The sequence below is a fragment of the Methylobacterium sp. GXF4 genome (genome assembly GCF_000272495.1).
Taxonomy (GTDB): domain Bacteria; phylum Pseudomonadota; class Alphaproteobacteria; order Rhizobiales; family Beijerinckiaceae; genus Methylobacterium; species Methylobacterium brachiatum.
In genome coordinates, this window is the sequence record NZ_AKFK01000085.1 from 193835 (window position 1) to 219421 (window position 25587).

Annotated in this window: 21 protein-coding genes, 1 tRNA gene and 1 pseudogene; 11 read left to right on the forward strand and 12 right to left on the reverse strand. The window is 69.0% G+C overall.

The window, feature by feature from the left end; genetic code table 11:
• The first annotated feature begins 212 nt into the window (after positions 1 to 212).
• The 4 genes from WYO_RS24580 to WYO_RS24595 all read left to right on the forward strand — a co-directional run bounded on the left by WYO_RS24580 (position 213) and on the right by WYO_RS24595 (position 4000).
• Entirely contained in the window at positions 213 to 1406 is a 1194-nt protein-coding gene (locus tag WYO_RS24580; protein WP_007567678.1) for an L-dopachrome tautomerase-related protein, read from the forward strand.
• 80 nt (positions 1407 to 1486) lie between these two features.
• Complete coding sequence (locus tag WYO_RS24585; protein WP_007567680.1) at positions 1487 to 1927, forward strand: MEKHLA domain-containing protein; 441 nt, start codon at positions 1487 to 1489, stop codon at positions 1925 to 1927.
• A gap of 326 nt (positions 1928 to 2253) precedes the next feature.
• Positions 2254 to 3117, forward strand: a complete 864-nt coding sequence (gene motA, locus WYO_RS24590) for a flagellar motor stator protein MotA (protein ID WP_007567682.1) — start codon at positions 2254 to 2256, stop codon at positions 3115 to 3117.
• A 22-nt stretch (positions 3118 to 3139) separates the two neighbouring features.
• Positions 3140 to 4000, forward strand: coding sequence for a flagellar motor protein MotB (locus tag WYO_RS24595; RefSeq protein WP_007567684.1), 861 nt, complete (start codon positions 3140 to 3142; stop codon positions 3998 to 4000).
• Positions 4001 to 4180: 180 nt separating this feature from the next.
• Here WYO_RS24595 and WYO_RS24600 read toward each other — a convergent pair whose 3' ends face one another.
• The 8 genes from WYO_RS24600 to WYO_RS24635 form a co-directional block, all read right to left on the reverse strand.
• Entirely contained in the window at positions 4181 to 5161 is a 981-nt protein-coding gene (locus WYO_RS24600; protein ID WP_007567686.1) for an oligopeptide/dipeptide ABC transporter ATP-binding protein, read from the reverse strand.
• On the reverse strand, positions 5158 to 6138 hold the full coding sequence (locus WYO_RS24605; protein WP_007567688.1) for an ABC transporter ATP-binding protein: 981 nt from the start codon (positions 6136 to 6138) through the stop codon (positions 5158 to 5160). The genes WYO_RS24600 and WYO_RS24605 overlap by 4 nt, the downstream gene beginning before the upstream one ends.
• Before the next feature lie 196 nt (positions 6139 to 6334).
• On the reverse strand, positions 6335 to 7306 hold the full coding sequence (locus WYO_RS24610; protein WP_007567690.1) for an ABC transporter permease: 972 nt from the start codon (positions 7304 to 7306) through the stop codon (positions 6335 to 6337).
• 10 nt (positions 7307 to 7316) lie between these two features.
• Entirely contained in the window at positions 7317 to 8294 is a 978-nt protein-coding gene (locus tag WYO_RS24615) for an ABC transporter permease (protein ID WP_007567692.1), read from the reverse strand.
• A 10-nt stretch (positions 8295 to 8304) separates the two neighbouring features.
• Entirely contained in the window at positions 8305 to 9921 is a 1617-nt protein-coding gene (locus WYO_RS24620) for an ABC transporter substrate-binding protein (RefSeq protein ID WP_007567693.1), read from the reverse strand.
• A 395-nt stretch (positions 9922 to 10316) separates the two neighbouring features.
• The gene (locus WYO_RS24625; RefSeq protein ID WP_007567695.1) at positions 10317 to 13484 is read right to left on the reverse strand and encodes a multidrug efflux RND transporter permease subunit; all 3168 of its coding nucleotides are present in this window, start codon (positions 13482 to 13484) and stop codon (positions 10317 to 10319) included.
• 18 nt (positions 13485 to 13502) lie between these two features.
• Positions 13503 to 14783, reverse strand: a complete 1281-nt coding sequence (locus WYO_RS24630; RefSeq protein ID WP_007567697.1) for an efflux RND transporter periplasmic adaptor subunit — start codon at positions 14781 to 14783, stop codon at positions 13503 to 13505.
• 236 nt (positions 14784 to 15019) lie between these two features.
• On the reverse strand, positions 15020 to 15487 hold the full coding sequence (locus tag WYO_RS24635; RefSeq protein ID WP_007567699.1) for a hypothetical protein: 468 nt from the start codon (positions 15485 to 15487) through the stop codon (positions 15020 to 15022).
• 181 nt (positions 15488 to 15668) lie between these two features.
• On the opposite strand from WYO_RS24635, the gene WYO_RS24640 reads away from it, so the two are divergent.
• From WYO_RS24640 to WYO_RS24650, 3 genes are all read left to right on the forward strand, one after another.
• The gene (locus WYO_RS24640; protein ID WP_007567701.1) at positions 15669 to 16229 is read left to right on the forward strand and encodes a L,D-transpeptidase; all 561 of its coding nucleotides are present in this window, start codon (positions 15669 to 15671) and stop codon (positions 16227 to 16229) included.
• A 203-nt stretch (positions 16230 to 16432) separates the two neighbouring features.
• Positions 16433 to 16678 carry a hypothetical protein gene (locus tag WYO_RS24645; RefSeq protein WP_007567703.1) on the forward strand — a complete coding sequence of 82 codons (246 nt, stop codon included), beginning with the start codon at positions 16433 to 16435 and terminating at the stop codon, positions 16676 to 16678.
• A gap of 38 nt (positions 16679 to 16716) precedes the next feature.
• Positions 16717 to 17331, forward strand: coding sequence for an outer membrane beta-barrel protein (locus tag WYO_RS24650; RefSeq protein WP_007567705.1), 615 nt, complete (start codon positions 16717 to 16719; stop codon positions 17329 to 17331).
• Between the two features lie 48 nt (positions 17332 to 17379).
• Here the strand turns inward: WYO_RS24650 and WYO_RS24655 are convergent, their stop codons facing one another.
• The 3 genes from WYO_RS24655 to WYO_RS24665 all read right to left on the reverse strand — a co-directional run bounded on the left by WYO_RS24655 (position 17380) and on the right by WYO_RS24665 (position 19624).
• Positions 17380 to 17952: a GNAT family N-acetyltransferase gene (locus WYO_RS24655; RefSeq protein ID WP_007567707.1), complete on the reverse strand. Its 573-nt coding sequence runs from the start codon at positions 17950 to 17952 to the stop codon at positions 17380 to 17382.
• 313 nt (positions 17953 to 18265) lie between these two features.
• Positions 18266 to 19309: a MaoC family dehydratase gene (locus WYO_RS24660; RefSeq protein WP_007567709.1), complete on the reverse strand. Its 1044-nt coding sequence runs from the start codon at positions 19307 to 19309 to the stop codon at positions 18266 to 18268.
• A 12-nt stretch (positions 19310 to 19321) separates the two neighbouring features.
• Entirely contained in the window at positions 19322 to 19624 is a 303-nt protein-coding gene (locus tag WYO_RS24665) for a YggT family protein (RefSeq protein WP_007567711.1), read from the reverse strand.
• A gap of 123 nt (positions 19625 to 19747) precedes the next feature.
• Between WYO_RS24665 and WYO_RS24670 the strand changes: the two genes are divergently transcribed.
• Positions 19748 to 19823, forward strand: a tRNA-Ala gene (locus tag WYO_RS24670).
• 400 nt (positions 19824 to 20223) lie between these two features.
• Positions 20224 to 20319, forward strand: a pseudogene (locus WYO_RS31175) (2,3-dihydro-2,3-dihydroxybenzoate dehydrogenase); the annotation flags it as partial.
• A 10-nt stretch (positions 20320 to 20329) separates the two neighbouring features.
• Here the strand turns inward: WYO_RS31175 and WYO_RS24680 are convergent.
• Positions 20330 to 21082 carry an AraC family transcriptional regulator gene (locus tag WYO_RS24680; protein WP_165486576.1) on the reverse strand — a complete coding sequence of 251 codons (753 nt, stop codon included), beginning with the start codon at positions 21080 to 21082 and terminating at the stop codon, positions 20330 to 20332.
• Between the two features lie 295 nt (positions 21083 to 21377).
• On the opposite strand from WYO_RS24680, the gene WYO_RS24685 reads away from it, so the two are divergent.
• Together WYO_RS24685 and fes are read left to right on the forward strand one after the other, a co-directional pair.
• Positions 21378 to 23603 carry a TonB-dependent siderophore receptor gene (locus WYO_RS24685; protein ID WP_007567716.1) on the forward strand — a complete coding sequence of 742 codons (2226 nt, stop codon included), beginning with the start codon at positions 21378 to 21380 and terminating at the stop codon, positions 23601 to 23603.
• Positions 23600 to 25183, forward strand: coding sequence for an enterochelin esterase (fes, locus tag WYO_RS24690; protein WP_007567718.1), 1584 nt, complete (start codon positions 23600 to 23602; stop codon positions 25181 to 25183). Before WYO_RS24685 ends, fes begins: the two co-directional genes overlap by 4 nt.
• Positions 25184 to 25587 lie beyond the last annotated feature (404 nt).

Here is a 25587-nt window from a genome sequence, read left to right on the forward strand (position 1 = left end):
CTTGCCGAAAAGAAGCTTGCTGTCCGGATACAGGACGACATGTCGTTCTTTGGCGCTGGATACGCCGGATCGCCTGGTCGTCTTGGGGTCCCGCAATGGCCGGGTCGCGCGGCGATCCGGGGCGGGATCGGATCGCACCCTGCTCGGATCCGGGATCACCCGCCGCCGCCGCGCGTTGGGCCGCCGACCCGCTCGCCTGCTGCAGGAACCGCATGCCCCTCGACCGCCGCCGCCTGATCGGATCGGGCCTCGTCGCCCTCGCGGCCGGATCGGCCCAGGCGGGACCAGCGCCCGCACCGTCCGCCACGCCGCCCGCAGGCCGTGAGCCTCCGACCAGCCGCCCCGCCGGCACGCTGGAACTGGCGATGGCGGCCAACGCCCCGTCGACGCCCACCGGCCTGGCGATCGCCCGGGGCGGCCGGATATTCGTGATGATGCCGCGCTTCACCGGGTCCGAGCCGGTGACCTTGGGCGAGGTGCTGCCCGACGGCTCCGTGAAGCCCTATCCGGATGCCCGGGCCAACACGCCGGACCCGAAGGATCCGCAGGCGACGCTCTTCCACGTCCCCAACGGCGTGTTCGACCGCAACGACACGTTCTGGATCCTCGATTCCGGCCTGCCGCAGGGCAAGGGCAAGCCGGTGCCGGGGGCCGCCAAGCTTCTGGAAATCGACATCACGCAGGACCGGGTCCGTCGGGTGATCCCCCTCGATGCCGGCGTGGTGGCCGAATCCTCGCTCAACGACCTGCGGGTCGACGTCCGGGCCGACCGGGCGCTCGCCTACATCACCGACCAGGGCCAGGGCGGCCAGGGGGCGATCCTGGCGGTCGACCTCGCCAGCGGACGGGTGACCCGGCGCCTGGCGGATCATCCGAGCACGGCGACGCAGGAGGGCCTGGTCAAGTTCGTGGAGCTGCGCCCGGTGATGGAGCAGAAGGGCGATGCTCCCGCGAAACACCCGAAGGGCGGGGCCAACGGCATCGCGATCAGCCCGGACGGCAGCCGCCTGTACTACGCGCCGCTGATGAGCCGGCGCCTCTACGCGGTGGAGACCGCCGCGCTCCTCGACCCGAACGTGTCGGACGCGGCTCTGGCCGCCAAGGTCCAGGATCTCGGCGAGAAGGGCATGACCGGGGGCCTGACCACGGATTCGAAGGACCGGGTCTATCTCAGCCTGCAGGAGCACAACGCCGTCGGCCGGCGCCTGCCGGACGGGACCGTGGAGGTGCTCGCCGCCGACGATCGCCTGATCTGGGCCGACACGTTCTGGATCACGCCGGACAGGTGGCTCTACATCTCGAGCGCCCAGGTCAACCGGCGGCCGGAATTCAACCGCGGCCAGGATTTGCAGCAGCCGCCCTACGCGATCCTGCGGATGCGCATCGACGCGGACCCGGTCCTGTAGGGTGGGATTCGGCACCGCGCGATCGGTACGGCCTCGGCTATGTGCTGCTCTCCTGGTGCAGCCGATTCCGGACCGCCGTGATGGACCTCTCGCACGATCCCGACTTCTTCGCCGTCCTCACCGACAGCTACCGGCGGCGCCTCGGCGCGGCTTTGGTCCCCGACGGGGCGAATGCGGCCTGGCTCTACGAGCAGGCGCCCTTCGTGGTGCTGGCCCATGACGGCGGCGCCGACCCGCGCTTCGTCTACGCCAACCGGGCCGCGCAGGCCTGTTTCGGCTATACGCGGGACGAGCTGGTCGGCCTGCCGTCGCGGTTCTCGGCCGAGGCGCCCGAGCGCGCCGAGCGGCAGCACCTCCTCGACGCCGTGGCCCGGGACGGGTTCACCCGGGGCTACCGGGGCCTGCGGATCGCCAAGGGCGGCCGGCGGTTCTGGATCGAGCAGGCGGTGGTCTGGCAGCTCGACCGCGACGGCGTGACGGTGGGCCAGGCGGCGACGTTCTCGCAGTGGCGCGACGCGTAGGGATCGGGCGCGTCGTTCGGCGGCTGGACGCCCTTCGACGCGCGCTTCGCGCTTCCGCGCGAGGGGGAAGCGCTGAGGATCGGGGGCCGGCTCCGGGGATGGAGCGGCAGGCCCCGCTAGCCTGACGAGTTGTGAAAGCCCGCGTGGTCGCGTCTGCGGCACGCCCGCTCCCGTCACGTCGAACTCCCACCTCGAACGCCGGAACCAAATATCTGCCAATCCTTCGGTCGCGGCTCGAAACGCACCGTTAACCTTAATCAGTGATTTGCCAGATCATTAGTGGCTTCGCGCGGGCTGAAGCGGCCGCCGCGCAAGGATGGCAAATCATGCGGCTGATCGTCGGCACCTTGGTCGTCTTCGCCTGCGTCTTCGGCAGCTACGCCGCGATGGGTGGCCACCTGCTCGTCCTCTGGCAGCCGTTCGAGTTTGTCATCATCCTCGGTGCGGCGATCGGGGCCTTCATCATCGGCAATACCGGGCCGGTGCTCAAGGCCGTGCCCGCCATGCTGGGTACGCTCGTGAAGGGCCCCAAATATACGCAGAACAGCTATGTCGAGCTGCTGGGAATGCAGTATTCGCTGTTCAAGCTTGCCAAGCAGAAGGGTTCGATGGCGCTCGAGCCGCACATCGAAAACCCGAGCGAGTCGACGCTGTTCAACGCCTTCCCGTCCTTTGCAGCAAACCACCACGCGGTCGAGTTCGTCTGCGACTACATGCGGATGGTCACGCTGGGCGCCAACAACGTCTACGAGATCGACGCCCTGATGGATGAAGAATTGGAGACGCACCACCAGGAGCAGGAGCGCGTCGTGTCAGCCATGCAGTCGCTCGCCGACGGAACGCCGGCGCTCGGCATCGTCGCCGCCGTGCTCGGCGTGATCAAGACGATGGGGGCGATCAAGGAGCCGCCGGAGGTGCTGGGCCATCTGATCGGCGGCGCGCTGGTCGGCACCTTCTTCGGCGTCTTCGTCGCCTACGGCTTCTTCGGGCCCATGGCGCAGTCGCTCAAGAGCCTCTTCGAGGCCGAGTCGAAATACTACCTTTCCCTCAAGGCGGGGCTCCTCGCCCATATCGGCGGCCAGCCGCCGGTGATGGCGGTCGAATTTGCCCGCAAGTCTCTGATGAGCGACGTCCGCCCGACCTTCAGCGAGGTGGAAGCGGCAACCGCCGCTCTGCCCGCCCAGAACTGACCCGGTATCCGGCAGGGATTCGATGAGCACGATCATCATCAAGAAGGTCAAGAAGGCCGCTCACGCGCATCACGGCGGGGCCTGGAAGATCGCCTATGCGGACTTCGTGACCGCCATGATGGCGTTCTTCCTGCTGATGTGGCTGATCAGCATGACGACGCAGGAGCAGAAGGTCGGTCTGGCGGAATATTTCGCGCCGGCGGCGTCGAGCCCGGCAACCAGTGGTGCGGGCGGGATGCTGTACGGCACCGCCCTGGACACGTCGGGCAACAAGGCGTCCACGCCCCGGGACGCGCAGAGGGGCTCTGACGAGCAGGTGGACAGACCGCGCCAGACCCGTCCGGGCCGCGCCAACGAACTCGATACCAGCCGCCCGGCCGCCAGCGTGCAGGCCGATTACAGCGCCATCGCCAGCCTCCGGCAGGCGCTCGAAACGATGCCCGACATCGCCGAACTGTCGAAGAACATCGTGATCGAGCCGACCAAGGAGGGCGTGAACGTGTCCCTCGTGGACCAGGACGGCCGCGCCATGTTCCGCGAGGGCTCCGTCGAGCCCTACGAGCGCACCCGTCGCGTGCTGGAGGCGCTCGCGCCCGCCATGCGCCGGTTGCCCAACCGCCTGTCGATCACCGGCCACACGTCTGCCGCGCGCCCGGGCTCGGCGCGGGCCGGCGAACCCTGGAACCTCACCGCCGGGCGTGCGCTCGCCGTGCGCGACATCCTGTCGGGTGCCGGGGTTCCCAACGACAACTTCATGTCCGTGGTGGGACGCGCCGACACCGAGCCGGTTTTCCCCGACAATCCCTACATCGCGCCGAATCGACGGGTGACGATCACGCTGCTCCACGCGAACCCGCCGGTGCCGCCGAACCTGTTCCGCTGACGACGAAGCGCCTCGCGGCCTGAGAGCCCCCCGAAACGCCCTCTGCGCTACCTCGCGCAGAGGGGGCAACCGGTCATCGGGCGTCTGGGGGGAGGCCCTCGAAGGCCGCTCGAGATCGAGATCAAGGCGCGCGGCTCGACACGGCATGATGCGTCGCCGTCGGTCCGGCCCACCCAAACATCAGGCCCGCCCCTCCTGCACCGCGTGGCAGGCGACGCCGTCCAGCAGGGCCGGGACCTCGGTGCGGCAGCGGTCGTTGGCCAGCGGGCAGCGCGGGTTGAAGGTGCAGCCGGGGGGCGGATCGATCGGGTTCGGGATCTCGCCGGAGACCGGCACCCGGGCGCGGCCGACATGGGCGAGGTCGGGCACCGCGTCGAGCAGCATCCGCGTGTAGGGGTGGCGCGGGCGGGCGAACAGATCCTTTGCGGCGGCCACCTCGACCAGGCGGCCGAGATACATCACACCCACCCGGGTCGCCATGTGGCGGACCACGGCGAGGTTGTGGGAGATGAACAGGTAGGTCAGGCCCAGCCGGTCCTGCAGGTCGCGCATCAGGTTGAGGATCTGCGCCTGCACCGAGACGTCGAGCGCCGAGGTCGGCTCGTCGCCGACCAGGAACTCCGCCTGGCTGGCCAGAGCCCGGGCGATGGCGACCCGCTGCCGCTGCCCGCCGGAGAATTCGTGCGGGTATTTCCTGGCATCGTCCGCGTGGAGGCCGACGAGGCCGAGCAGCTCGCTGACCCGGGCGCGGATCGCTCCCTCCCCCTGGATCAGGTTGAACGCCCGGATCGGCTCCGCGATGATCTTGCCCACGCGCCAGCGCGGGTTCATCGACGCGTAGGGGTCCTGGAAGATCATCTGGATCCGCGAGCGCAGGCGCCGCCTTGCGGCCGCCTCCCGGGGATCGGTCATCGAGACCCCGGTGATCCGGACCTCGCCGGCCGAGGGCGGCAGCAGGCCGACCACCATCCGGGCGACCGTGGACTTGCCGGAGCCGGATTCGCCGACGATCGCGAAGGTCTCGCCCTTGGCGATGGTGAAGCCCACCCGATCCACCGCCGTGAGGAACCGGCGGGGCTCGCGCTCGATCACCCGGTTGAGCCAGGGCTTCGAGACGTCGAACAGGCGGCGCAGGTCGGTGACCTCGACATAGGCGCTCACGCCGCCTTCTCCGTCACATCGTACAGGTGGCAGGCGACGCGGCTCGCGCCTACGAGGATCGGCTCGGGCCGCTCGACGCGGCAGCGGGCAAAGACTTTCGGGCAGCGCGGGTTGAAGGCGCAGCCCTTCGGGATGGCGGTGAGCCGGGGCATCGAGCCGGGGATCTGGCTGAGGCGGTCGGCCTCCTGCGACAGGGTCGGGATCGCGCCCATCAGGCCGACCGCGTAGGGGTGATGCGGCTCCCGCACCACGGCAGCGACGGGGCCGATCTCGGCCACCCGCCCGGCATACATCACGGCGACCCGGTCGGCCGCCTCGGCGATCACGCCCATGTCGTGGGTCACCAGCATCACCGCGGTGCCGTGCTCGCGGCAGAGACGCTTGAGCAGCGTGATGATCTGGGCCTGGACCGAGACGTCCAGCGCCGTGGTCGGCTCGTCGGCGATGATCAGTTCCGGCTCGGCGGCCAGCGCAAGGGCGATCACCACGCGCTGGCGCATGCCGCCGGAGAATTCGTGCGGATAGCCGTCGATCCGCCGCTCGGGGGCCGGGATGCCGACCTCGGCGAGCAGGTCGATGGCCCGGGTGCGCGCCGCCCTGGCCGAGAGCTCGGTATGGGCGCGCAGGGTCTCGACGATCTGGTCGCCGACCCGGAACAGCGGGTCCAGGGAGGTCAGCGGATCCTGGAAGATCATGCCGATCCGCCTGCCCCGCACCCGACGCATCGCCTCGGGAGGCAGGTTGTCGATGCGCTCGCCGCGCAAGGCGATCGCGCCGCCGCTGATCCGGCCGGGGCGGTCGATCAGCCCGATCACCGCCGAGCCGGTGACCGACTTGCCGGCCCCGGACTCGCCGACGACCCCCAGGATCTCGCCCCGGCCGATGTCGAACGAGACCCGGTCGATGGCGGTGAGCGGCCCGCGGCGCGTGTCGAACGTGACCGTGAGGTCGCGCACGGAGAGGATGGTTTCGCTCATCGCGCGCGGGCTCCGACAACGGCGCGTGCTCCCGCCCGCACCCTCATCCTGAGGTGCGAGCGCAGCGAGCCTCGAAGGAGGCCTCCGGATGACGCGTGATCCCTGGAGGGCTCCTTCGAGGCCTCCGCTTCGCTTCGGCACCTCAGGATGAGGGCGCGGGTGGGATGAGCCCGGGAAACGCCGTGGTCCAACAACATCATTGCAGCTTCGGATTGAGGGCGTCGCGCAGCCAATCCCCCAGGAGGTTGATGGCGATGACGAGGCCGGCCAGCGCCAGGCCCGGGAAGGCGACGATCCACCACTCGCCGGAGAACAGGAACCGGTTGCCAGTGCGGATCAGGGTGCCGAGCGACGGCATGGTCTCGGGCAGGCCGGTGCCGAGGAACGACAGGGTCGCCTCGGTGATGATCGCCAGGGCCAGGTTGATCGTGGCGATGACGAAGACCGGGCCGGTGACGTTGGGCAGCACGTGGCGGACCAGGATCACCGGGGGCGTCAGGCCGATCAGCCGGGCGGCCTGGACGTAGTCCTTGCCCTTCTCGACCATCACGGAGGAGCGCACGGTGCGGGCGTATTGCACCCAGAAGGACAGGCCGATCGAGATCACGATCAGCCCGATCAGCGGCCCGACATCGAGGGCGCCGCCGAAGCTCGCCCGGGCGACGCCGTCCACCACCAGGGCGATCAGGATCGCCGGGAAGGTGAGCTGCACGTCGGCGACCCGCATAATCAGCGTGTCGAGGGCGCCGCCCGCATAGCCGGCAATCAATCCCAGGGCGATCCCGATGATGCCCGAGGTGATCACCCCGAGCACCCCGACGATCAGCGACAGGCGCAGGCCGTAGAGCACCGCCGAGAGCACGTCGCGCCCCTGGTCGTCGGTGCCGAGGTAGAACGGCGCCTGGCCGTCCGCCTGCCAGATGGGCGGCAGGTTGGAGTTGATCAGGTCGAGCTGGGCCGGGTCGTAGGGGTTCTGCGGCGAGATCAGCGGCGCGGCGACCGCGAGCCCGACCATCAGGATGGTGGCCAGAAGCGCCACGATCGCGGTCTTCGACCTCAGAAAACTCGCCAGCAGGTCGGAATCGCGCCAGCGCGCGAGCCGACCGGGCGTCGCCGCCTGCAGCGGGACCGGCGGGGCGCCGCCGGCGTCGATATCGCGTCCGCTCATCAACCGGCCCTCATGCCGTCGCCGAGGACAGCCGCAGGCGCGGATCGACCACGGTGTAGAGGATGTCGACCACGAGATTGATGGTCACGAAGATCAGCGCGACGAGCAGCAGGTAGGCGGACATGATCGGGATATCGACGTTCTGCACGGCCTGGACGAACAGCAGGCCCATGCCGGGCCACTGGAACACCGTCTCGGTGATGATCGAGAAGGCGATGACCGAGCCGAGCTGGAGCCCGGCGATGGTGATCACCGGCACGAGGGTGTTCTTCAGGGCGTGGCGCAGGTGGACGGCGCGGGTGGAGAGGCCCCGCGCCCGGGCGAAGCGGATGTAGTCGGTGCGCAGCACCTCCAGCATCTCGGCGCGCACCAGCCGCATGATCAGCGTCATCTGGAACAGGCCGAGCGTGATGGAGGGCAGGATCAGCGCCTTGAGGCCGGACCAGGTGAGGAAGCCGGTGGTCCACCAGCCGAGCCGCACCGTGTCGCCGCGCCCGTAGGAGGGCAGCCAGCCCAGCGTCACCGAGAACAGGTAGATCAGCAGGATGCCGATCAGGAAGGTCGGCAGGCTGATCCCGATGAGCGAAACCGCCTGGAACAGGCCGGCGAGCCAGGAATCCCGGCGCAGCGCGCAGAAGACCCCCATCAATACGCCGACCACCAGGGCGAAGACCGTGGCGCAGAAGGCGAGCTCCAGGGTCGCCGGCATGCGCTCGGCCAAGAGCTGCGAGACCGGCTGGCGGAACTGGTACGAGATCCCGAGCCGGCCCTGCACCACGTCGCCGGCATAGCGGGCGAACTGGACCAGGACCGGATCGTCGAGGCCGAGGCTCTTGCGTATCTCGGCCCGCTCGGAAGCAGGCGTATCGGGCCCGACGATCTGGTTCACGGGATCGCCCGCGAACCGGAACATCGAGAACGCGATGAGCCCGACGACCGCGAGCACTGCGGTCGCCTGGATCACCCGGCGCAGGAGGAAGGCGAGCACGCCCGGCCCCTTACTGGGGGTCTTTCGAGACCCAGTAGAGCAGCAGCAGGTTATCGGCGCGCTGAGTCAGGTGGACCTTCTTCGAGACGCCCCAGGCGAGCGCCTGCTGGTGCAGCGGGATGTAGCCCCAGTCGGCGTTCAGGGTGTCGAAGCCCTCCTTGATCAGGGCGTCGCGCTTGGTCTTGTCGGTCTCGGCCTCGACTTGGTCGGCGAGCGTGTCGATCTTCGGGTTGCAATAGCCGGCGAGATTCCAGCTGCCGCGGCCGGACTTGTCGCCGGGCTTCCGGCACCCGACGATCTCGTAGAGGATGTTGTGGCTGTCCAGCGAGGACGGGGTCCAGCCGAGCAGGTAGAACGACGTGTCGTAATTCGGCGCCAGCACCTTGGCGAAGTACTTGGCCTTGGGCTGGGCGTTCAGGTTCACCTTGACGTTGATGCGGGCGAGCATCGAGACCACCGCCTGGCAGATCGCCTCGTCGTTGACGTAGCGGTCGTTGGGGCAGTCCATGGTGAGCGTGAACCCGTCCGGGTAGCCGGCCTGAGCCATCAGATCCTTGGCCTTCTTCAGGTCGGTGGCCGGGCGCTTGATCTCGCTGGCGCGGTCGTAGAGCGCGGGGGCAATCATCAGGGCCGAGGGCACCGCCTGCCCACGCATGACCCGCTTGGCGATCGTCTCCTCGTCGATGGCGAGATAGAACGCCTCGCGCACCTTGGGGTCCTTGAACGGGTTCTTGCCCTTGACGCTCGAATCCTTCAGCTCGTCCCGGTCTTGGTCCATGCCGAGGAAGATCGTGCGCAGCTCCGGCCCGGCCATCACAGTGGCCGTGCCGCTACCATTCACGCGCTGCTGGTCCTGGAGCGGCACCGGGTCGATCCAGTCGACCTCACCGGACAGGAGCGCGGCGACCCGCGTCGCCGGGTTGGCGATCGTGGTCAGCACTGCCTCGTCGAGGTTCGACTCGACCTTGCCCCAGTAGCCGTCGAACTTCTTGAACACCGTCTTCACGCCGGGCTGATGCTCGGTGATCACGAACGGGCCGGTGCCGTTCTCGTGCAGGGTGGCGTAGCTCGGGCTGGTGGCGTTGGCCGGGGTGGGCTGGGCGGCGCCGTTCTTCTCGGACCACGCCTTCGACATGATCAGCCAGGTCGGAAACTGAGCGAGGGCGATGGGGTTCGGCTTCTTCAGCACCATGTCGACGGTGTAGTCGTCGACCTTCACGAATTCGGCGTCGGAGGGGACGTTGGTGGTGAAGTTCGAGCCGGAAGCCCGGACCCGCTGAGCGGAGAAGAGCACGTCGTCGGCCGTGAAGGGCGTACCGTCATGGAACTTGACGTTCTTGCGCAGGTGGAAGCGCCAGCGGGTCGGCTCGGGCGTCTCCCAGGATTCGGCGAGGCCGGGGGCGAATTTCAGGTTCTTGTCGAGGGTGACCAACGACTCGTAGGCCGCCTGCTGCATGCCCTCCGTGAAGCTCTCCTTGAGGGAGTACGGATCGAGGGACTTGAGATCTCCCTGGAAGGCGAAGCGGAACACGTTGGCGGCCTGGGCGGGCAAAGCCGTCAGCGCGAAAGCCGCGACCGCGCCTGCGGCCACGCCGCGGGCGAGGGTCTTCAGGGTCGAACGGGACAAGCGGATCTCCGGAACCTTGGAAGTTGATGGCAGGCGGCCATCACCAGCGCAGGGGTTGAGCCTAGGCCGAGTGAAGCGCGCGGGCAAACCGCACCGGCCACACACCCACAGCAAGGTTCGGACCATCCGTATGCAAAATGCGGGGCCGAGGCGGCACGATGTTCACGGATCTCAGGACGAAGCGCGGGCTCCCCTCTCCCCGTGTGCGGGAAGCGAGAGGCGAAGCCGGAGCGGCGGTGAGGGACGTGACCGGATGAGTCTCCTCCGGGGCAGCCCCCTCACCCTCGGCTGCCGCCTCGCTCCGGCGACGACAAGGTCGCCGGAGCCCTCTCCCCACAAGCGGGGCGAGGGGATCCAACCGCGCAGGCCGGAGACGAACCCGAAGCCGGCAGCCCCTACTCGGCCGCCACATGATGCGGCTGGTGGGCGGGCGCCGCGTCCGCGCCCTCCCCCCGCTCGCCGTCCGCCACGGCTTTGCGCCGGAACAGGCGCATCACCACCACGAAGAAGACCGGCACGAAGAACACCGCCAGCACAGTCGCGGTGATCATGCCGCCCATCACGCCGGTGCCGATCGCCTGCTGGCTCTTCGAGGCGGCGCCGGTGGCGATGGCCAGCGGCACCACGCCGAAGATGAAGGCGAGCGAGGTCATCACGATCGGCCGGAACCGGAGCGTCGAGGCCTCGACCGCGGCCCGGATCACCGAGGTGCCCGGCCTCCAGAGGTCCTTGGCGAATTCCACGATCAGGATCGCGTTCTTGGCCGACAGGCCGATGATCGTGATCAGCCCGATCTTGAAGTACACGTCGTTGGGCATGCCGCGCAGATAGACGGCCCCCACCGCGCCGATCACGCCGAGCGGGATCACCAGCAGCACCGAGACCGGGATCGCCCAGCTCTCGTAGAGCGCGGCCAGGCACAGGAACACGATCAGCACCGAGAGGGCCAGCAGCAGGCTGGCCTGGCTGCCGGCCTGCTTCTCCTGGAACGACTGGCCGGTCCAGGCATAGCCGAAGCCCTTGGGCAGCTGCAGCATCAGCCGCTCCATCTCGGCGATGGCGTCGCCCGAGGTGTAGCCGGGATTGGGCTCGCCGGTGATGCGGACCGACTGGTAGCCGTTGAAGCCGACGATCTGGCTCGGCCCCATGCCCCATTTCAGCTCAGCGAAGGACGACATCGGCACCATGGTGCCGGAGGCGTTCTTCACCGCGTAGTTGAGGATGTCCGACGCGTTCATGCGCTGGAGTTGCTCGGCCTGGACGTAGACGCGCTGCATCTTGCCGCGGTTGGGGAAGTCGTTGGTGTAGACCGAGCCGAGGTTGAGCTGGATCGTGGCGTTGATGTCCTCGAACTTGACGCCCAGAGCGGCCGCTTTCTCGCGGTCGACGATCAGCTCCGCCTGCGGGGTCGGCGGCAGGCCCTCGATCTTGACCTTCTGCAGGATCGGACTGCCTTGCGCGAGCTTGAGCAGCTGGTCCTGGGCCGAGAGCAGGGCCGCGTAGCCGCGGTTCGCCCGGTCCTGGAGGCGGAACGAGAAGCCGGCGGCGTTGCCGAGGTTGTCCACCGGCGGCGGTTCCTGAGCGTCCACGGTGGCGTCGCGGTAGCTGGCGAGCGCCGCGTTTGTGCCGGCCACCAGGGCGGCGGCCGAGTTCTTCGCGTCGCGCTCGCTCCAGGGCTTGAGGGTGACGAAGGCCTGGCTGGTGCTGGGTGCCTGGCCGGAGAACGAGAAGCCGTTGAGCATGGTCACGGTGGCGACGCCGGCTTGCGCCAGCAGGTGCTCCTCGACCTTGCGGTTGGCCTCCTGGGTGCGGTTGTAGGAGGCGCCGGGCGGCGTCTGGATGTCGACCGTGAAGAAGCCCTGATCCTCCACCGGCAGGAAGCCCTCCGGCAGGTTGATGAAGGCGTAGGCCGTGCCCGCCACCAGGGCGAGGTAGATCAGCATCACCCGGCCGGACTTGCGGATGAGACCCGCGACGCCGCGGCCGTAGCGGGCGGTCTCGCGGTCGACGAAGCGGTTGAACATCCCGAACACGCCGCCCTTGGCGTGGCCGTGCCCCTTCTCCACGGGCTTCAGGAAGGTCGCGCAGAGCGCCGGCGTCAGCGACAGGGCGAGCAGCGCCGAGAACGCGATGGAGGTCACCATGGCGATCGAGAATTGCCGGTAGATGATGCCCACCGAGCCGGGGAAGAACGCCATCGGGATGAACACCGCCATCAGCACCAGGGTGATGCCGATGATCGCCCCGGTGATCTGCTCCATGGCCTTCTTGGTGGCCTCCTTGGGCGGCAGACCCTCCTCGTTCATGATCCGCTCGACGTTCTCCACCACCACGATGGCGTCGTCGACCAGGATGCCGATGGCCAGCACCATGCCGAACATGGTGAGCACGTTCACCGAGAAGCCGGAGATCCACATCACCGTCACGGTGCCCATCAGGGCGATCGGCACGACGATGGTGGGGATCAGGGTGTAGCGGATGTTCTGCAGGAACAGGAACATCACGAGGAACACCAGCACCACCGCCTCGACCAGGGTGTGCAGCACCTTCTCGATCGAGGCCTCGACGGCCGGGGTGATGTCGTACGGGATGTCCCACTTCAGGTCCGGCGGGAAGAACTGCGACAGCTCCACCATCTTGGCGCGGATCGCCTTGGCGGTCTCGAGCGCGTTGCCGTCGGGGGCCAGCGTCACCGAGATGCCGGCCGCGGGGCCGCCGTTCAGCCGGGTGGAGAACTGGTAGGCGTCGCCGCCGAGCTCGATCCGGGCGACGTCGCGCAGGCGCACGTTCGAGCCGTCCGGGTTGGCCCGCAGCACGATCGCGCCGAAATCCTCGATGGTGCCGAGCTGGCCCTTCACGATGATCGGCACCGTGACCGCCTGCTTGGTCGGGCTCGGCTGGGCGCCGACCGAGCCGGAGGCGACCTGGATGTTCTGGTTGCGGATCGCCTCGGTCACGTCCTCGGCGCTGAGCGACAGGCCGCGCAGCTTGTCCGGATCGACCCAGACCCGGAGCGAGCGCTCGGTGGAGTAGAGCGTCGCGCGCCCGACGCCCGGGATGCGGCGGATCTCGTTGATGACGTTGCGGATCAGGAAGTCGCCCAGGCCCACCTCGTCCATCGACCCGTCCTTGGAGATCAGGGTGATGATGTTGAGGGTCGCGGCCGAGGCCTCCTCGACCAGGATGCCCTGCTGGCGGACTTCCGCGGGCAGGCGGGCCTCCACGCGCTTCAACCGGTTCTGCACCTCGACGGAGGCGAGCGCCGGCTCGGTGCCGGGCAGGAAGGTCGCGGTGATGTTGACCGAGCCGAACGAGTCGGTGGTCGACTCGAAGTTCATGATGTTGGCCGCGCCGTTCAGCTCATCCTCGATGAGCCGGGTCGTGCCGACATAGAGGCTGTCCACCGAGGCGCCGGGATAGGCCGTGGACAGGGCGATCTGCGGCGGGGCGATCACCGGATACTGCGCGATCGGCAGGTTCGGGATCGCCAGGGCGCCGCCCAGGCAGATGAACAGGGCCACCACCCAGGCGAAGACCGGGCGGTCGATGAAGAAGCGTGCCATGCGCGAGGTCCCCCGGGCTCAGTGGCGGTTGACCGCGGCGGCGCGCGGGGCGGCCTCCGCCTTGTCGCCCGGCGCGTCGGGAGCCTCGTCGGCGTCGTGCTTCGGACCCGCCTCGCCGTGGAGCGGCGTCTGGTCCACGGGCTTCACCTTCACGCCCGCGGTGATCTTCTGGACGCCGTCGATGATCACGCGCTCCCCGGCCTTGAGCCCGTCGCGGATCAGCCAGTTCTGCCCGACCACCGGCCCGACCTCGACGGGCTGGCGCATCACGGTGTCGTCGGCCCGGACCAGCCAGACCTCGGCGCGGCCGTCCTCGGTGCGCTGGATCGCCTGCTGGGGCACCGCGATCGCGTCGGAATCGATGCCCTGCTTGATCCGGGCGCGGACATACATGCCCGGGAACAGCTCGTCATGCGGGTTGGGGAACTGCACCCGAAGGGTCACCTGGCCGGTGCTCGGATCGGCGGTGACGTCCGAGAACAGCAGGCGGCCGGCCAGCGGGTAGAGGGAGTTGTCGTCCATGATCAGGTGGACGTTGGCGGTGTTGTCCTCCAGCCGGGCGAGCTCGCCGCTGGCAAGATCCCGGCGCAGGCGGTTCAGCTCGCCCACCGACTGGGTGATATCGACGTAGATCGGGTCGAGCTGCTGGATCGTGGCGAGCGCCCCCGTGGAGCCCGGCTCGATCAGGGTCCCCTCGGTGAGCAGCGCCCGGCCGATCCGGCCGGTGATCGGCGCGCGCACGTCGGTCCAGCCGAGGTTGAGCTGCGCCCGGTCCCGGGCCGCCTTGGCGCCGGCGACCTCCGCCTCCGCCTGCTTCTTGGCCGCGAAGGCGGCGTCGTACTGCGCCTGGCTGGCGGTCGCCCGGGTCAGCAGGGTCTCGAGCCGGTCGGCCTGCTGGCGGGCCAGCACCAGGGCGGCCTCCTGGCGGGCCAGCACGGCCTCCGCGCTCGCCAGCTCGACCTCGTAGGGGGCCGGGTCGATCTTGTAGAGGATGTCGCCTTCCTTGACCTGGCTGCCCTGCTCGAACAGGCGCTTGACCACGAGGCCCGAGACCCGCGACCGGACCTCGGCGATGCGCATCGGCGCCACCCGGCCGGGCAGGTCGCGCAGGTAGGGGATCGCCTGCGGCGTCACGGTGACGAAGCCGACCTCGGGCACCGGCGGCGTCGGCGCGGCCGTCTGCTTCGGGTTGCAGGCCCCCAGCGCGAGGGCCAGCAGGGCGGCCGATCCCAGGACGGTCACGCGCGGCGCGGCGCGCCGGACGGGGGACGGGGAAAGGGCGGACGAAGTGCGGGTCACGGGTTCCGACGCTCCTGGAGATACATGCGTCTGCAAAGGCCGGCGCGGAGCAAGGCCCGCGCGTCGTCGAGGCGGATCGCGCATCCTCCCGAACGGGGTTTCCCGGCTCTCGGAAAGGCGATGCGGCGCGATCAGGACTTCAGGTTACCAGGCCGGATCCGGGATCCGGGACGATGGCCCTGCGCCGATACGGCGAAGATCGGGCGCCCGGCCGGTGGACGAACCGGCGGCGCGGATCAGGCCGCCCGGGGCGGCCGGTGCAGGGCCTCGTCCGGTCCGAAGGCCGGCGCGACGATCGGAGCATAACCATAGGATGCGGCGGAGGCGTGACGCGGCCGCGGGGCCTCGACCGGGCGGCGCGGAAGCCCGAGCTCGCCGCCGACCTCGAGATCGGCCGGGCACAGGTCGGTGCCGTCGAACAGAGCCCGACGGGCCTCGGGGGCGTTCTTGCGCGTCTCCACCTTGCGGGCGTCCGACAGGACGGCGACGTTCTGGCTGACCACCCAGCAGGCCGGACCCGCCACCGGCGCGGCCCGGGCCGGGCGGGGCGCAGCCGTCAGCGCAGCCGCCGCGACGACGAGCACCGCCAGCACGGCGAGGCTCCGGACGAGGCGGTCCGGCGAGCCCGCGACGCGGCGGGCCAGAAGGGCGACGGATCGGATCACGTCCCGGAGATAAGCATGGCCGTCCTCCGGCGCAATCACCCACGGCGTCGCGCCGTTTTTCAGTGTTGCCCGGAGCCCACAGGGCCGGCCGGATTCGCGCGCGTCACCCCGCCGGCCTCAACCTTGCCGCGAAGTCGGGGCCGGCTCGCCGGAGGATCGCGGCCCACCCGCGACGGCCGACGCCATCGGCAAGAACCGGCACGTGATGAGGATGAAGACCATGTCGAGACGGATCGTGATGCTCGCGCTGGCGGGCGCCCTGCTGGGGAGCGCGCCCGCTTCCGCCAGCCCGCTGGACAGCGGGCCGCTCGCGGATTTCATGAATGTCTTCCGCACCCAGGCGATCCCGCGCGAGACGATCGGCTGGAACAGCACCGAGAAGCCCGGCACCATCGTGATCTCGACCCGCCAGCGCCGGCTCTACTACATCCTCGGGAACAGCGAGGCGATCCGCTACGGCGTCGGCGTCGGCCGGCAGGGCTTCTCCTGGTCCGGCACCAAGACGGTGACGATGAAGAAGGAATGGCCGGCCTGGCGCCCGCCGCAGCAGATGCTGGCCCGCCGCCCCGACCTGCCCCGCTACATGGCCGGCGGCCAGGACAACCCGCTGGGCGCCCGCGCCCTCTATCTCGGTTCCTCGCTCTACCGGATCCACGGCTCGAACGAGCCCGAGACGATGGGCGCCGCGGTCTCCTCGGGCTGCATCCGCATGACCAACAAGGACGTGGTCGATCTCTACGACCGGGTCCGGGTCGGCACCAAGGTCGTCGTGCGCGACTGAGCGAAAAGCCCCACGCCCGGCGCGGATCGCCGGGCGTGGGGCGTGAGGCGCGCATCCCGGTTCCGATCATGCGCGAGCCGGTGGCTGGTCCCGAGCCGATCCAGCCGAACCTGCGGCGGATCGTACCGGCGGGATGTTCTATCCATATAGGAACATATATAGAACATCGAGACGACATCGCGCAGGATGCGACAGGAGCCCCGATGGCCCGCTACCGGTTCCACTGCACCAACGGTCTGGAATGCGTGTTCGACGCGCGCGGCGCGGATATCCGCGCGGCCGGGCGGCTGCCCCTGCGGGCGCGCCGGGTCGCCGTCGACGTGATGCGGGCGCTGTCCGACCGGACCGACTGGTCCGAATGGCAGGTCAGCGTCCACGACCTCACCGGCCGGCGCGTGATGGTGCAGCCCTTCCGGCAGCTGGTCGGCGATCGGCCCCTCGCGGCCTGATCTGGTCCGCCGCCGGCGCGTTCGGTTATCATGCCGGCATGATCAGATCCGCCGGTTTTCGCCCGCGCCGATTCGCCGCCTGCCTGGGCCTCTGCCTGTTGCCGGCCTTCCCCGCTGCCGCCCAGGCGTTCCTGCCGCTCGTGGGATTCGCGCCGCTGCCGTCCTTCGCCCTGGATCCGGTCGAGGATGCCGGCCGCTGGACCGGCTCCTACGCCCGCCTGTCGACCGGCTACGCGGTCAGCACGTCCCGGCATTTTGGAAGCTATTCCGGCCCGACCCTCGGGTTCGAGGGCGGCCGGATGTGGCAGGAGGGGCCGATCCTCTACGGGATCAGCGGCGGCCTGGATTACCTTGCCGGCCTCGACGGCAATCTCACCCCGGGCTTCGGGCGCCTCGCCTACAGCCGCGACTTCGCCGGCGCGCTCGAGGTCAAGGTCGGGACGCTGCTGACGCCGGACGTGCTGCTCTACGCCAAGGCGGGGGCGGGCGCCGTGCACGACACCCTGCGGGTCGGACCGACGCCGTTCAGCCCACCCCTCACCCGGGAGGACATCGCGATCCTGCCGAACGCCCGCGTCGGCGTCGAATGGGCGGTCACGGACCGCCTCTCCGTGGCGGTCGAGGCCGGCGTGGTACGCAACGGCCTGCGCTGATTTTTTTTGTTCTTGGGTCGCCCGACCAGCCCCGTCTTCGCGAGTGCGTCAGCCGGGAACCGGACCCCGCCGAAGCGCCGCAAGATCGCGCCAGCCATAGGCGACCTCCACGAGCGTGGCCCGCTCCCGCCGCTCCACCCGCTCGCCGACCACGACACCGCCGAGACGCGCGTAGAACCGCCGGGCCGTCGCATTGTCGCGCAGCACCCAGAGGCTGGCTGCACGATGACCGCTCCGTCGGAGATGGGCCGCCAGCGCGGCCATCAGGGCGCTGCCGGTCCCGCGCCGCTGCGCGGCGCTCAGGACGTAGATCGCACTGACCTCCCCATCGAAGCCGTCCGCCGCCAGCTCGGCCGTGCGCTGGGCGCCGCAGGACCCGAAGCCGACGAGACCCGCAGCCCCCTCGGCGACCGCGACCGCCGTGCCCGATTCCGGCCCCCCGAGGATCCGCGTCCAGGCCGCCAGCCGCGTCTCGACCGTGTGGGCGGCAATCATCTCGGCGGGCAGGAGCCCGGCATAGGTTTCCTGCCAGGCGGCGACATGGATCGCCGCGATGGCCGGCACATCGTCCAGGCCCGCTGGCCGGATCGTCACGGCTTCCATCGATGGGACGGGATCCATCGGGCGCTCCTGTGAGGGTCGGGCATCGCGCCCGCTGCCGGGCGAGCGACGGCATTCCGATACACCGGCGCCGGACGAGGTCGCGGAGACCAACACATCTGCGTGCCCTCCCCCTTCCGCAGAGCGACGTCCTATACGGGTTACGACCGTCGCCGAAGCATGCCCTGAGCGCAGAAGGCGCGGGTCCCCTCCCCCGCACGGGAGAGGGAGCGCGTCGCGGTCTGCACAGCGCCTGTGCCGCAAACCCGTGTCGGTCGCAGGCAGAAGGGGAAGGGAAACCGCCCCCTGTGCGGACCGCGCCCTCTGTGGAGCCCTACTTCGGCACGAACGCCCAGTAATCCAGATCGAGGATCACGGCCGGGTCGTAGCCCTCGCCCGTCCGGTCCGGGAAGGCGCCGCAGGGCTGGTTCTTGGTGGCCACCGTGCGCAGGCGCAGGAGGCCGACATCGTCCCGGCCGACATCGGCCGCGGCCAGGACCTCGCTCCAGGCATAGACCGTGTCGCCGGCAAAGAGCGGCGCCACGTGGCGGCCGGCATTGATGCCGGCCAGCGCGAAGGCGTTGCCCAGGCCGTTGAAGCTGAGCGCCCGGGCCAGGGAGATCACGTGCCCGCCATAGATCAGCCGCCGGCCGAACCGGGTGTCCTTGGCGGCCAGCCCGTCGAAATGGACCTTGGCGGTGTTCTGGAACAGGCGCGTGGCGATCTGGTGCTCGGCCTCCTCGACGGTCATGCCGTCGACATGGTCGATCTTCTCGCCGACCGCGTAGTCGGCGAAGCGGTGCGGGCTGCCGGCGAGCTCCGAATCGTAGGCGGCGGCGGACAGCTTCGGCAGGGCGCCTGCGAGGTCCTGCGGGTCGACCACCTTGGCCAGCGTCGGCACGTGCTCCTCGGCGATGGCCGCCTCGGGGTCGCGCTTGCGCACCAGCACCCAGCGGCAATAGCTCAGCACGGTCTCGCCGGATTCGTCCGAGCCCACCGAGCGGACATAGACCACGCCGGTCTGCCGGTTCGAGCTTTCCTTGAGGCCGATCACCTCGGAGACGGTCGACAGGGTCTCGCCCGGATAGACCGGCCGGCGGAAGCCGCCCTCCGCGTAGCCGAGATTGGCCAGCGCGTTCAGCGAGACGTCCGGCACGGTCTTGCCGAACACCATGTGGAAGGTCAGCAGGTCGTCGAGCGGGCTCTTCGGGTAGCCGAGGGCCCGGGCGAAGGCGTCCGACGATTGCACGGCGAAGCGCGGGCCGTAGAGGCCGGTGTAGAGCGCCACATCGCCCACCGTCACGGTGCGGGGGGTGGCGTGGCGGATGGTCTCGCCGAGGCGGAAATCCTCGAAGAACCGGCCTGGATTTGTCTTCACGGTCACTCGATCCTACTGCGCGTAGATATACGCCTGGGGCACGGCATATTCGTGCAGAAGGCGGCTGATGAACAGCAGCAGCAGGATCAGGATGATCGGCGAGATGTCGACGCCGCCGAGATTGGGCAGCAGGTTGCGGATCGGCCGCAGCACCGGCTCGGTGATCCGGTAGAGCACCTCGCCGATCTGGGCGACGATCGGGTTGCGGACATTCACCACGTTGAACGCCACCAGCCAGCTCAGGACCGCGCTGGCGATGAGGACGTAGATGAAAAGCTGGACGACCGTGTCGAAGAGCCAGATCAGGGCGTTCATGCAGGTCCGCGCACTATCCTCGGGGCGCCCGCGCGGCAGCACCGGGAGCGGTGTGCGGCAGGCGGCGGTGAAACAGGAATTGACAGGCTGAGCCGCCCGCGCCTACAAGGCCGGCGCCTCGACGGGGCTGTAGCTCAGATGGGAGAGCGCCGCAATCGCACTGCGGAGGTCAGGGGTTCGATTCCCCTCAGCTCCACCACTCACTTTTCGGTTCGGAAAAGCGAGGGGTGGCAAGAACTTATGGAACAATCCCCAGGCTTTCTCGCCGGATCTCCCCACGGAAGCGTGGTTTAAGCCGCGAGCCTGACAGATCCGCGGTGGGCTGGAACCGGCACGGCCCTCTGCTCCGGCCCAGGCACGCCAAATTTCGAGGCGTACAGGCCCGGCATTGGGCGGTAGCGTGCTGGTGAAGCACCACTTCAACGCCATCCAGCGCATCAGTCGCGAAGCCCTGATGCAGGCGGGCGGCACGCGCCGATCAGCGTGTGTGGCATTCAGCCCCTATCGACGGCCTGCTCACGGTGTCTGACGCTTTCTTGCGCGCCATCGAGCCGTTCCTCGCGGTCAACGATTTTCCGCGCGCCCAACACGAGACCGCCGTCAACAACGCACTGCTGTTCCTCGCCTCCGATAGGGCCGGTCCCGTCACCATGGCCGACCTCTATGTCGATGGCGGCGCCACGCTCTGGGCATGAGCGGGCGCCGTCACCGCCGCTTGTGCTTGGGCAGGACGCCGTAGGCCCGCTTGAACGCCACCGTGAAGTTCGAGGGATCCGCGTAGCCCGCCACGTAGGCCGCCTGGGCGATGGTGACGCCGTCCCGCTCCAGCGCCGCGCAGGCCTGAGCGAGCCGCTCGCTGCGGATGAATTCGAACACCGTCATCCGGAAGTGTTCCTTGAAGTGGCGCTGGACGGAGGACACGCTCGCCCCGATCTCCGCGGCAATCCTCTCGATGGTGAGATTCGCGCCGAGATTGGCCAGCACGTAGTCCCGGACCCGTTCGCTACGACGGCGGCTTGCGAGGTGCGGCTGCGAGCGCTCGCCCGTGTGCTCTCTCACGGCCGCACAGGCCTGGCACAGGATGTCGAGGGCCCGCGCCTTGCAATGAAGGGCGCGCATCGCGCCGCTCAGGGTCGGCGGCGGGTCGTAGATCTGATCCGCCAGATGGCGGATCTGCCGGCTCGCCGGGACGGTCAGCTGCGCGCGATGCGTGGACAGGAAATCCTGGAGGACCGGGTCGGTCTCGGTCGTCGCGCGCCTCAGCCCGTCCAGCCACGCATGGGGCGCCGCGATCGTCACGGACCGGACGGGCGCCGCCTCGCCGGGATCATGGTGCAGGCGCGACGCACGGGTGGTGTTGAGCAGGACCACCGTTCCGTCGCCCCCTTCGTCGCCTCCCTGCACATCCAACGCCTGACCGTCGATGAACAATCGATGCGCGCCCTCAGACAAGACCATCACGAGCAAACCTGGGCTGATTTCGCTGACGGCTGCGTCGCACACGCAGCCTGTCCGCCCGTCGATCACGCTGACGGACAGATGATCCATAGCATTCATACGCCAATCACTTTAGAAAAGATACAAATTAGAACGATATTGCCGACGCAAGGCGCGCCGTTCCTACAAAGAAATCCGCCGCTGTGGCAACGATAACCTTCGTGGAGCTTCGGAATGCTGGGGCCTATACGGAGCGCTCAGCATCACGTGCTCTCGCGCGACGGATCATGCGCGGCGTGTTGCCAAGGTCTCGTCCATGCGGTCGCACATCTGTTCCGGAACGTTCCTGCGTCTGACCCTCTCGATCCTTCTCACCGGGGCGGCGAGCACGATCGCCCTCAGCGCCGCGCTGGCCCAAAGTGTCAGCGGACCGGCGCCCGTCGCTGCGGTCGCGCTCGACACCCTGTCGGTGGAAGGCCGCGGCGAGCGCGGTGACGGCCCGGTGCGGGGCTACGTGGCTCGGCAAACCTTCTCCGGCACCAAGACCAGCGCGAAGATCGCCGAGACGCCGCAATCGATCACGGTGATCGGTCGGCAGCAGATGGACGATCAGCAGGTCCGCTCGGTCGCCGAGTCGCTCAGCTATACGCCCGGGGTGATCGCCGATTATCGCGGCGCCTCCAACGTGCGGGACGAGGTGTTCGTGCGCGGCTTCTCCTACGTGCCGCGCTACCTCGACGGCATGCTCTTTGGCGGCGACGTCGATTACTCCAAGGTCTACCCGTATCTGCTCGAACGGGTGGAGCTGCTCTCCGGCCCGGGCTCGGTGCTCTACGGCCAGGTCAATCCCGGCGGCCTCATCAACATGGTGAGCAAGAAGCCGCTGTTCTCGGGGCCGTTGCGCGAGATCTGGCTGACCGTCGGCAATAGGGCGTTCCTGCAAGGATCGTTCGACATCTCCGACCGGGTGTCGGGCACGGATTCCCTCGCTTTCCGCCTCGTCGGCACCGGGCTGACCACGCACCTGCAGGAAGACTTCACCCGCCAACAGGGCATCGCGGTCGCCCCCTCGCTCAGCTGGGCTCCCAGCCCGGACACGACGCTGACCATCCTGTCCGGCTACCAGTGGGAACCGAATTTCGGCTTCCGCAACTTCCTCGATGCTGATGGGACGATCCGGCCGATCAAAGACTACGGCTACGTGCGGCGAGACTTCTTCGTCTCCGACCCCAACTTCGAGAAGGCGGAGCGCACACAGGCCTGGATCGGCTACGAGTTCGAGCACAGGATCGGCGACGCCCTCACGCTGCGTCAGAAGCTGCGCTACGCCTGGGTCGATTACGAGCAGCGGACGCTCACCTGGGGGCGCACCAGTCTCGATTCGGCAACCGGCGCGAAGACGCTCATTAGTCGTTCCGCATCGGGTGGCACAGACGCCTGGGGCACGCTGACCAACGACAATCAGGTCGAGCTGAAGCTCGCCACCGGCCCAGTCGAACACACGATCCTGGCCGGCCTCGACTATCGCGACCGGACCCGCGACTATCACTGGGGCTTCAACCGGAAGAACGTCCCCAGCATCAGCCTAGCCCGTCCGATCTACGGCTACGATTTTTCGCGCTTGGTCCTCGACCCGGACTCAAACCTGAACACGTCTGCCAGCCAGGTCGGTGTCTACCTGCAAGACCAAGTGACGATCGGTGATCTCCACCTCCTGGCCGGTCTCCGGGAGGATTGGGCGAAGACGGCGATGACCGATGCCGTGCCGCGCACCGCCATGCGCTACGACGACAGCGCCTTAACCTATCGCCTGGGCGCGCTCTACACCCTGCCGAACGGCGTCGCGCCCTATGTGAGCTACGCCACCTCGTTCGAGCCAGTCCTCGATCAGCCGCCCATGGGCAACACGCCGTTCAAACCGACTACGGCGGACCAGTTCGAGGGCGGCATCAAGTACACCCCGGAGGGAACGCACCTTCTGCTCACGGCCGCCTATTACGACATTGTGCAAAATAACAGGGTGGTCAGCGCCTACTCGGACACGTTCGGAAAGTTCATCTTCAAGCAGATCGGCGTCGTCCACAACCAGGGCGTCGATCTGTCCGCCCAGGGCGACATCACCGCCAATCTCTCCCTGATCGCCAGCTATTCCTACATCGACTCGATCATCGAGAGGACCGGCGATCCGACCGAGTTCCGCAAGACGCCGCCGCGCATCCCCGGTACCATGGCCTCGCTCTGGGCGGCCTATACCTTCGACACGGGACTGCTCAGGGGCCTCCAGCTCGGCGCCGGTATTCGCTACCTGGGCACGAGCTGGGGCAACAGTGCCAACACCGTGAAGGTGCCGTCCTACGCGTTGGTCGACGCCATGCTGAGCTACGATCTCGGCGTTCTGGACCGCCGCTTCGACGGCGCCGCCCTTCAGCTCAACGCCAAGAATATCGGCAATGTGACCTACGTGGCGTCGTGCCAGGGCGCCGGGGCCTGCTTCTACGGAGACGGGTTTACCGTCACCGGGGCGCTGAAATACCGGTGGTGAGGTCGCTCGCGGCCCTGGTCATGGCCGGCTTGGTCCTCGGGATGTCCGCGCCCCACTCCGAGGGCGCGCCGCCTCCGGGGACGCAGCCTGCAGAGACCGTTGCGAGCAACCGCCTGGCCGCCGGTGAGGCACGGTCCCTCGCGCTGGTCGCCCGACCCGGTGCTTACGTGCGCGGCACCCTCGCGGTCGGCGCCGGCCGCGTCCGGCTCGACCTCGTGGCGGCCGACGGCCGACCGATCCGCCGCCTCGCCGACGATGTCGAAGGCCGCACCGTGGTCCATTTCGTGGCGCCGGGCGGGCCCGCGCGCCTGGTGCTCACGGCCCTCGAAGACGGGACGGCCCATCTCACCACGGAGGCGATCGTCGCCCCGCCGAAGGCGGTGTCGCCGCCGCCGCGGCTGACCAGCTCCGTCATGGCGGCCCTGGCGCGCAGCGTCGAGGCAGGCGGCGGCACGGAGGCGTTCTGGGCCGAGGTGGCGCGACGCGGGACGCCCCTGGTCGAGGTGGGCGGCGACGGCCAAGTCCTCCTCACCTTCCTGGCGCGGGGCAACCGGACGAACGTGCGGCTCGTCGGGGCGCCGTCGGGCGACCATGAATGGCTGAGCCGCCTCGCCGGCAGCGATGTCTGGTTCAAAAGCTTCACGGTCCCAGCCGATACGCGCCTGTCCTACCGGATCGCCCCCGACGTGCCGGCGCCCGCCGGCAGCGCCCGCGAGCGCCGCATCGCCCTGCTCGCCACTGCGGCCGCCGATCCCCTGAACCATCACCCCTGGCCGGCGGACGCGCCGGACGCGTTCAACCAGGAATCGACACTGGAGCTGCCCGCCGCACCGGTCCAGCCGGGGCTCGAGAACCTCTCGGCCCCACGGGGCACCTTCACCCGGTTCCGGCTGTCGAGTGCGGGCCTGGGCAACACCCGCAGCATCACGCTCTACACGCCGGCGGGCTTCGACCCGGCGGACCGGCGCAACCAACTGCTGATCCTGTTCGACGCGAAGGCCTATCTCACCAAGGTGCCGACGCCCCGGATCCTCGACGCCCTCACGGCCGACGGGCGGCTGCCGCCGACGCTGGCGGTGTTCGTCTCGGAGATCGATGCCGAGACGCGCACCCGGGAACTCCCCGGCAACCCGGCCTTCGCGGATTTCCTGGCGCGGGACCTGCTGCCGGCCATCCAGGCGCGCAGCCGCGCGGCCATCCCGCCCGGCCGCACGATCCTGGCCGGATCGAGCTATGGCGGCTTGGCGGCCACCACCGTGGCGCTGACCCATCCCGAGCTGTTCGGCAACGTCATCGCGATGTCGGGCTCGTTCTGGTGGCATCCGGAGCGCCTGGCGGAGCTCGTCGCCCGCGCGACGCGCCCAGACCTGCGCTTCCACATGAGCGCCGGCCTGTTCGAGGGCGCTCATCAGGGCTCGGACAGCATCCTGGAGACGACCCGGCGCCTGCGCGAGCGCCTCAAGAGCCGGGGCTACCCCGTCACGGGCCGGGACTATGCCGGCGGGCACGATTATCTGGTCTGGCGCGGCGCGCTCGCAGACGGTCTTTTGGCCATCGCCGGCGCCCGCACGATCGATTGAGGCGCCTTGCGAATACCGGTTCATGGTGGTTTCACCGGCACACCTGTCTCGCCCACCAGACATCGGACCTTCCCCAGGTCGGGCGTTCAGCCGGTCTGGAGCGGCCAGGTTCTCGTTCATGGCATGCCCGGCCTCAGAAAGGACTGGGCCCGAATTCTGTCCGTGCCAGAGATCGTGAGGCGTTCGATGGCTGCGAAGCCGGGGCGACCGGTCAGCCTGCCTGATCAGGAGATGTCGCCCGCGGCTTCGTTCAGGGGGGCGCGCGGCGACCTCCGGGCCATCATCAGCCCGTCGAGGCTCTGGTTGCCTCCGCAACCAAGGCGTCGAGCGCCTCTCAAGCGGGACAGTCCACCGTCAGCGGCAGAGCCAGCCCCGCCGGCCACACAAGCGTCACCCGAGCGGCA